The organism is Tahibacter aquaticus, assembly GCF_004363655.1.
GTDB classification, from domain to species: domain Bacteria; phylum Pseudomonadota; class Gammaproteobacteria; order Xanthomonadales; family Rhodanobacteraceae; genus Tahibacter; species Tahibacter aquaticus.
This window is the reverse complement of the sequence record NZ_SNZH01000019.1, coordinates 145,243-153,117: the sequence shown is the minus strand read 5'-3', so window position 1 is coordinate 153,117 and position 7,875 is coordinate 145,243. Positions and strand designations below refer to the sequence as shown.

Below are 7,875 nucleotides of genomic sequence, written 5' to 3'. Positions count from 1 at the left end.
GTCGAGGGTGTAGGTGGTGGTGCGGCCGGGTTCGGCGACGGCCTCAAGACGGTCGGCGTTGTCGTAGCTGTAGGTGGTGAGCTGGGTCGCGTTGCTGCTGGCGGCGCCGTTGGTCTCGTGCTGCTGTTTGCGGTTGCCGTTGAGGTCGTAGGTGTAGCGGTAGCTGGCGACGGTGCTGCCGGCTTTTTCGTGGACGATGGTTTCCAGGCGTCCGCTGTCGTTGTAGGTCTGGCGGGTGAGGGAACCGTCGGGCCGGGTGATCAGGCGCGGGCGGCCGGGGTGTGTTCCTGCTGGGTGGTGCCCAGGCCGGGGGTGAAGACGCGGATGTTCTGGTTCAGGTCGTTGTAGGTCCAGACGGTGGTCTGGCAGTCGGGATCGATGGGAGGCTAGTCGGATTGAAGTTCGATAGTTGGTTTCTCGCCTACGCGACCAAGATGCTGCGCTAACCAGGTCGCTTCAACGTTTGTCAGTGGCAAAATAATGTCTGGGAAGTTCTCGATTATTCGCCTCAATTTTTCCATATTTAGGTCAAATAGTTCGCGAATAATTTTCAGTGTTACAGGAGAGATTTTTTTTGATGTAAGCCGTATTTTCCATTTTCCGTATTCAACATAAAGAATTTTGCGGATATTTTCGGGCGGAAATCCGGTTCCGTCAACCTCGATCTGTGTGCCACATATCAGGCAGTTTGTACTCTCACTCCAAAATAATTTTCCCGACCTGATAGTCTGCCTAATTTTGGATGCCTTCGCCGCCCCGCAATTTGGACAAGCTAAACTGGCGGTTTCAACCTGGTCATTGGTCGGCATCAGCCCGCCCCCTTATGCGAAAGTATCTATATATGGTGCTATAGAATTTATTTTATTTGTATGAGGTGATGGGATGGTGATCAAGAATGTCTATCTTCCACCATCTATGGTGGAGCTCTTAATGGACAATGGTATTTCGAAGTGCGTTCCTTGAGGAGAACATATTTTTGCCAACCTGAGTTTCTGTGCTTCGCATTGCAACGCCCTGTGATATGAACGGACTGTATGCAGGTGTGTAGTTTAGTTTTAAATTTGGTAAATCTTCGCGAATAATTGAGTGGATGACGCGATTTCTATTTGTGGCTACTTTGCCAGTAACGTGGCTTAAGTCTGAGACGTACTCTTGTCGGCCGCCAGCGTTCCGGCCAGGCCGTGACCTCGGTCATCACCGCGTCGGTCACACTGCTGATGAACTCCGGACTGACCTCGGTGCCGTACTGCTCGGCCTGAAATCCCTGGATATCCCGCACCGTCATGCCGCGCGCGTGCATGGCTATGATCTTGTCGTCAAAACCGGTGAAACGGCGCTCGTGCTTGGATCGGGATCGGCTCGAACGAAAACCGGCACGGTCGCGCGGCACCGCGATGCGCAGCGGACCGTCCTCGGTCAGCACCGTCTTGCCGAACTTGCCGTTGCGCTGGTTGCTCGTCGCTTCAGGCTTGGCCGTACCGGGCGCATAGCCCAGGTGGTGCGACAACTCCGCCCCCAGCGCCCGCTCAATCAGCGCCTTCTCATGCCGGCCGACGCCGGCTTCTTCTTGCGTGGCATAGCTGCTCCTGGTCCTCATGCTATACCTCGCACACAAAAATCCTGACAGGCTTATTTCCGCGGCTTCGAGTGCCTGACATTTTACTTGATAGGCCAAAATCCGCGAGATTCAAGCCATCGACGGTAGCGTGTGTTCTCGGGTTTATCTTGAGCGCGTGCAAGATGCTTAGCGCGAATTTCATAGAGTTTTCTCATCGCCGCAGTAGAGAGACAAGCCTCGTCAAAAGCCACCACCGCATCGAATGGTTGGTCCAGTCTCAGAGCCATGACGGACCGAACAAATTGGTCCGGCGGACTGTATTCGTGCTCCTGAATTAGATGGTCGATCATTGCAGGGCAACCGAAATAGCTCTCGCTGTTCTCGAAATCTTGAACTAGTAGTTCAGTGTTGAATGCGGCGCGGTTTCCCTTTGGGCATAGCTGACATGATATTGGGCCGCGAACTAGATTGAAGTGAAAAATACTTGGCCATATAGACGCTTTTATCGCGCCAATTTTTTTTACCAATTCGGAGTTTTCTGTTTCTTTTTTTGCAAAAGCACCATCCCCAAGCCAACCAATGCGGAGTACGCGTGGGCAATGCTGATTGTCTCCGTACTGATACGGTGTTAGATCTGGAAAGTAGGAGGTCTGCATACCTAGTGCTTCATTCAGTTCATCGCCGAAATTCATAGCTTTGCCCTCAGTCATTGATGCGCGTACAGGCGGCCCAGATTACGCAACCTTGTCCTGGTTTGAGAATTTCGGACAAATGAGTGGGTTCCTTTACGGTGATGCTATTTTCCATGATTGTAAGTGGAGCTAGAACTTCTCTTCGACGAGTATGTTGCCCGGGGTGCATAAGTACGTAGTCCGGTACTTCTGAGCCAGGCAGAAGAGTTCTCATGCCGCTGACCTGCGCTTCGATCATTTTGTCGGCTTGAGCAAGTTCGCGCAGCCCATCCCAGTCGCCAGCCTCCATCATTTGCGCCGCATCGTCTCGGAGAGCTACGCCGGGTCGAGCTATAGTTAGCGCTGATTTTTCTGGGACGGTCCCAGGTCGGATCGGGTAGTTCAATTCGCCATGTCCTGCAACAGCTCTACCGCTCCCTCCAGGCAGTATTTCTAACGCTTCTGGATGACCGGCTTTAGGGTTTCCAAAGAAGTTCGCCAGCGGTTTTTGTCCCTCGTGGGGGAATGTTGGCTTTGGCAAACCTTTTGGCAAGTCTGCGAATCTTAGTCCCTGCACCACCCCGGAACGAACGGCTGCGACAGCACCGATGACTTGGCTTGCGTCAGCTGCCAACCCTGTTCCCGCCTGACCTTGCCCTACATAGTCGTTATTGGCGATAGCTTCACGCATTTGAGTCGCATGCTCGCCGATTGAGGTTCCAATATCGATAGCGAATTTCTTCAGAATACCAACTGGGCCACCCGTGAAGGCGGGAACCCACTCGCGATTTGCTGCTTGCAGAGCGTCCATTCGGCTAGACATGCGAGCAACCGCTTCCGGCTCATTCGAGATCAGGTCGTAGTTGATCTCGGCGAAGTTCTCGATGGTCTGATAGACCGGCTGTGCCGCACCATATATACGGCCAACGGTTGGTTCTGTGTTGAGTATTGTTCGAGTTGCGGCAGTCCGCTGCTCGGGCGTCTTCGAGTACGCGTACACGTAGTTCAGTAGGCAGATGTTGTTTGCGCAGCGTCCGGTTGGATCGACATAAGCCGTCGGATTCGCATAGGCATACAAATACCGATGCAAACTCGGCGGCTCCATATCCTTGCCCGCCTCGGGATCCTCCGTATTGAACCGCCCCGTCGCGGGGTCGTAGTACCGCGCCTTGGCGTAGTACAGCCCCGACTCCGTGTCCTTCACATAGCCCGTAAACCCGAAGCTCTGCTCATCGCCACTGACCAGCTCGGCATTGGCTTGGTCGCGCTGAGGCGTGACCAACGCGCCACCTACGCCCACCTGCGCCCGTATCTCCCCAAACGCGTCATAGCTCGTGCGCGCGCTGACGGCGCCTTGCTGGGTGAGCAGCGCAATCGGTGACCGCAGCGCGTCGAGCAGGTACTGGCGATGGACCGGTGTGGTGCCAGCTTTGGTCTCCGCAATCAACTGCTCGGCGCTGTAGTGGTACTGGCGCACGGTGTTGCCGATGGCGTTGGTTTCGGCGAGCAGGCTCTGGTCGTCGTAGTGGTAGCGGGTGGTGCCGCTGGTGCTGGTCTTTTCGCGGCGCAGGCCGTCGGGGTGGTAGGCGAAGCTCAATGCCGTGCCGGGGCCGGCGTTGAGGCCGATCATGCGGTCGCGGGCGTCGTAGGTGTAGACGCGCGGTGTACCGCCGTTGACGGTCTGGGTTTTCAGGTTGCCGTTGTCGTCCCAGGTCTGTACGAGGTTAACGTTGGCGAGCGTGTCGTTGCGACTGGTGAGCTGGTCGCGGTCGTTGTAGACCAGGGTGGAATCGCTGATGGCGATGTTGCCGGCGTTGACGACGCGCTCGTTGGTGCGGTTGCCGACGGTGTCGAGGGTGTAGGTGGTGGTGCGGCCGGGTTCGGCGACGGCCTCAAGACGGTCGGCGTTGTCGTAGCTGTAGGTGGTGAGCTGGGTCGCGTTGCTGCTGGCGGCGCCGTTGGTCTCGTGCTGCTGCTTGCGGTTGCCGTTGAGGTCGTAGGTGTAGCGGTAGCTGGCGACGGTGCTGCCGGCTTTTTCGTGGACGATGGTTTCCAGGCGCCCGCTGTCGTTGTACGTCTGGCGGGTGAGGGAACCGTCGGGCCGGGTGATCAGGCGCAGGCGGCCGGCCGGGGTGTGTTCCTGCTGGGTGGTGCCCAGGCCGGGGGTGAAGACGCGGATGTTCTGGTTCAGGTCGTTGTAGGTCCAGACGGTGGTCTGGCGGTCCGGGTCGGTGCGCTCGGTGCGGTTGCCGACGTCGTCGTAGCGGTAGGCGAGGCTGCGGCCGTTGCTGTCGGTTACGCCGTCGGCGCGGTCGAAGGCGTCGTAGCTGCGGGTTTCGCTGCGTGTGCCGCTGCTGCTGGTTTCCTCGATGCGCACGACGTTGTTGTTGCCGTCGTAGTGCAATTGGGTACTTTGTACTTCGCCGGCCGGTGCGGCAACGAAGGTGGTCAGCTCGGCGCGATTGAGTCCGTCGTAGGTGGTGGTGCTGACGCGGCCGATGGGCGATTCGCTGCGGGTGCGGTTGCTGTTGGCGTCGTAGCGCCATTGCCAGTTCGCGCCGCCGGGGTAGGTCTTGCCGCTGAGGCGGTTGCGTTCGTCGTAGTGGAACTGGGTGTAGTGGTCGTTGGCATCGGTGATGCGCGTGCGATTGTCGGCGTCGTCGTAGCCGAAGACGGTGCTGTGCTGCAGCGGGTCGGTGACGGTGGCCAGGCGGCCGGCGGCGTCGTAGTCGAAGGCCCAGGTCCAGGCTTCGCCCAGCGGGCGCTGGCGGCCGGTGAGCTTGCCGCTGTCGTCGTAGGTGTAGCTGGTGGTTTCGCCGGCGCGGGTTTCGCTGTCGAGCAGGCGGCGCAGGGTGTAGCGGTAGGTGGTCGGGTAGCCGTCGGCATCGACGTGGGTGTCGACGTCGTTGAGCGGGGTATAGGTCCAGCTTTCCTCGGCCAGGCCGGCGCGCTGCGCGGCGGTTTTGCGGTTGGCCTGGTCGTAGTCGAAGGTGGTCAGGCGGTTTTCCGCGTCCCACTGCTTGGCCAGGTTGCCCTGGTCGTCGTAGTCGAGGGTCTGCACGATCAGGCCGTCGCGGGACTGGCCCTTGAGGCGGTTTTCCCGGTCGTAGGCGCCGATGCTGACGATGCCGCGGCGGTCGGTATGCGACAGCACGTTGCCCAGGGCGTCGTAGAGCCAGTGCTGGTGGCAGTCGCTGCCGGCGGGCTGGCCGGAATGCGCTTCGGCACAGGCCTGCGGATCGGTCTGCGCGATGCGCTGGTTGAGGGCGTTGTAGAAGAACTGCGTGGATTGATTCAGTGCATCGGTCTGTTCCAGCACGTTGCCGACGTCGTCGTAGCGCGTGGTGGCGGTGGCCGTGATGTTCTCGACGGTAGGCGCGGTGCTTGAGGTCTTGCGGCCCAGGCTGTCATAGGCGTGAATCGTGGTGTGGTCGAGCGGATCGGTTTCGCTGACCACCTCGCCGTGGATGCTGTGGCCGAAGCGGCGCGGACGCGGCGACGTGCCGGGCAGTTCTTCGCGGTAGAGCCGGTGCAGGCCGTCGTGGAACTGGCGCGTGAGGCGGCCTTCGGCATCGGTGACGCTGCGCAGCAGGCCGTCGGGCCAGTAGCTGCGGGTTTCGATGACGCCTTGCTGGTCGCTGCTGACCCACAGGCGGTCGCGCGCGTCGTAGCTGCGGCTCAGCACGCGGCCGTTGGACCAGGTTTCGCCGATGCGGTTGTTGTTGGCGTCGTAGTCGTAGCTGGTCAGCTGGCCGGCTTCCGGGCCGCTTTCCTCGACCAGGTTGTTGCGGTCGTCGTAGCGGTAGCTGGTGCGATAGCCGCGGGCATCGATGCGCGCGGTGATATTGCGCGCGTTGTCGTATTCCACGCGGCGCAGCTTGCCTTCGGCATCGATGCTGTCGGTCTGGCGGCCGTCGTTGTCGTAGCGCCATTCGCGCACCTGCGTGCCGGAACCGCCCGGGTTCAGGCGCGTTTCGAAACGCTTGTTGCCGCGGTTGTCATAGTCGTAGCGGGTGACGCGGCCCAGCGGCGCGGTTTCCACTTTCAGGCGATCGAGGTTGTCGAATTCGCGCGTGGTCGTGCGCAGCAGCGCGTCGGTGGTGGAGAGCGGGTTGCCGTTGGCATCGTAGGCCGTGATTTCTTCCAGCCAGCGTGAGCCTTGTTCGGTGACGAGTTCGGCGCGCACGTGGGTGCGTGCGTAGGTGGGATGTTCGTAGCGGTATTCGCGCCGGCGCGTGTCGACGCTGGCATCGGGGCCTTCGCCGACGGTTTCGGCGGTGACGTGTCCCAGCGCGTCGTAGGCGTAGATGGTCGTGCGCTGCAGGGATTCGTCGGCCCATTCGTGCTTGCGCTCCAGGCGATTCACCGCGTCGTAGGCGAAGCTGGTCTTGTGGCCGGCGAAGTCGGTCTGGCTCAGGATATTGCCGTTGTCGTCGTAGCTGAGCTCGCGCATGCCGTCGGCCACGCTCTCGGTGAGCAGGCGGCCCATCGCGTCGAAGTTCTGTACGGTGGGGATATTGCGCGGGTTGGTGATGGTGAGACGGCGCAGCGTGTCTTCGTAGAGCCGCGTTTCCTTGTCGTCGCCGGGATAAGTCGTCAACACTACGCGGTTGCGTGCGTCGTATTCCCAGCTGGTCTTGTGGCCGTTCGGATCGGTTTCGCTGCGTTTGCGGCCCAGGGCGTCGAATTCGGTCCGGCTGATTTTGCGCAGCGGCGTGGAGGCGACCTGCGGATAGCCGTAGGCGTCGTAGCGGAATTCCCACAGGTTGCTGTCGCCGTCGGTATGCCGGATGTGGTCGCCGCCGCCGCCGAAAACGTCGATGGTCGTGATGCCGCCGCGCTCGGTGGTTGCCGGGTTGCCGTTCGGGTCGTAGGTGTAGCTGGTGACGATCCGGCGCGCGTCGGTCGCGGTCTTGACGCGGTCGGTCAGGTAGGGCGCGAAGAAGTCGCCCGGCGCATACCAGGTCCAGTTGCGCGTCAGCGTCTGGCCGTTGCGCGTGACGGTTTCGCTGGTCTTGTTGCCGTAGTCGTCGTAGCCGAATTCGCTGACGGTATTCAGGGCGTCGGTGATCGTCGCAGGCTGGCGATGCACCAGGTTCCAGACGGTGCGGGTTTCGCCGGCCTCGTCGCGTACGAGTTCGGCACCGCCCTGGGGGTTCATGGCGTAGTGGATAGATTTCTGGCGCGGGTCGGTGATGTCGGTGGTGACCGCACCCAGGCCGCGCAGGCCGCTGTAGTTGAAGGCGGTCACGCTGTTGTCGGCCTCGGTGACCTGGCGCACGCGCTGCTCGGGCAGGTACAGCACGTCCAGGGCGTTGTCGCCGACGCGCACGCCAGACCAGCCCAACTGGTACTCGTAGCGGCGTATGCCGCCGCCGACCTCGTCGCGCGCAGTCTTCAGGCGATGGCCGAAGTGGAAATAGCTCGGGCTGCCGTCGGGTGCAGCGTGGAAGATGCCGCCGAAGTCCTGGTAGGTGTAGCCGCTGACGCGGCGGCCCTTGGTGCTGGCGTCGGTACGGGTAACCCGGCTCAGGTTGGCTTTGCTGTCGTAGTCGTAGGCAATGCGCAGGCCCAGCGGTCCGCGGATTTCCTTCAGCAATGTATACACTTCCTCAATGTCGATGCCGTAGGACTGGCGCTGGTTGC

The 7,875-nt window shown here is 60.6% G+C and carries 5 protein-coding genes and 1 pseudogene (1 of these 6 only partly in view); 1 reads left to right on the top strand and 5 read right to left on the bottom strand.

What is annotated here, in order from left to right; genetic code table 11:
* The coding region (locus DFR29_RS29775) for a hypothetical protein (protein WP_208113708.1) at positions 1 to 348 on the top strand (348 nt) is incomplete at its 5' end.
* A gap of 38 nt (positions 349 to 386) precedes the next feature.
* Here the strand turns inward: DFR29_RS29775 and DFR29_RS24690 are convergent.
* The 5 genes and pseudogenes from DFR29_RS24690 to DFR29_RS24670 all read right to left on the bottom strand — a co-directional run.
* Positions 387 to 809, bottom strand: a complete 423-nt coding sequence (locus tag DFR29_RS24690) for a hypothetical protein (RefSeq protein WP_133821313.1) — start codon at positions 807 to 809, stop codon at positions 387 to 389.
* 118 nt (positions 810 to 927) lie between these two features.
* Positions 928 to 1,080, bottom strand: coding sequence for a hypothetical protein (locus tag DFR29_RS30580; RefSeq protein ID WP_425598890.1), 153 nt, complete (start codon positions 1,078 to 1,080; stop codon positions 928 to 930).
* 85 nt (positions 1,081 to 1,165) lie between these two features.
* A pseudogene (locus tag DFR29_RS24680) lies at positions 1,166 to 1,564 on the bottom strand (transposase); the annotation flags it as partial.
* Between the two features lie 95 nt (positions 1,565 to 1,659).
* Positions 1,660 to 2,268 carry a DUF7919 family protein gene (locus tag DFR29_RS24675; protein ID WP_166654317.1) on the bottom strand — a complete coding sequence of 203 codons (609 nt, stop codon included), beginning with the start codon at positions 2,266 to 2,268 and terminating at the stop codon, positions 1,660 to 1,662.
* On the bottom strand, positions 2,261 to 7,875 hold the 3' portion of the coding sequence (locus tag DFR29_RS24670) for an RHS repeat-associated core domain-containing protein (RefSeq protein ID WP_133821311.1). The gene runs 5,113 nt beyond the window's last position; only the last 5,615 of its 10,728 coding nucleotides appear in the window; its start codon lies beyond the right edge, outside the window — the gene reads right to left on this strand; it ends in the stop codon at positions 2,261 to 2,263. Before DFR29_RS24670 ends, DFR29_RS24675 begins: the two co-directional genes overlap by 8 nt.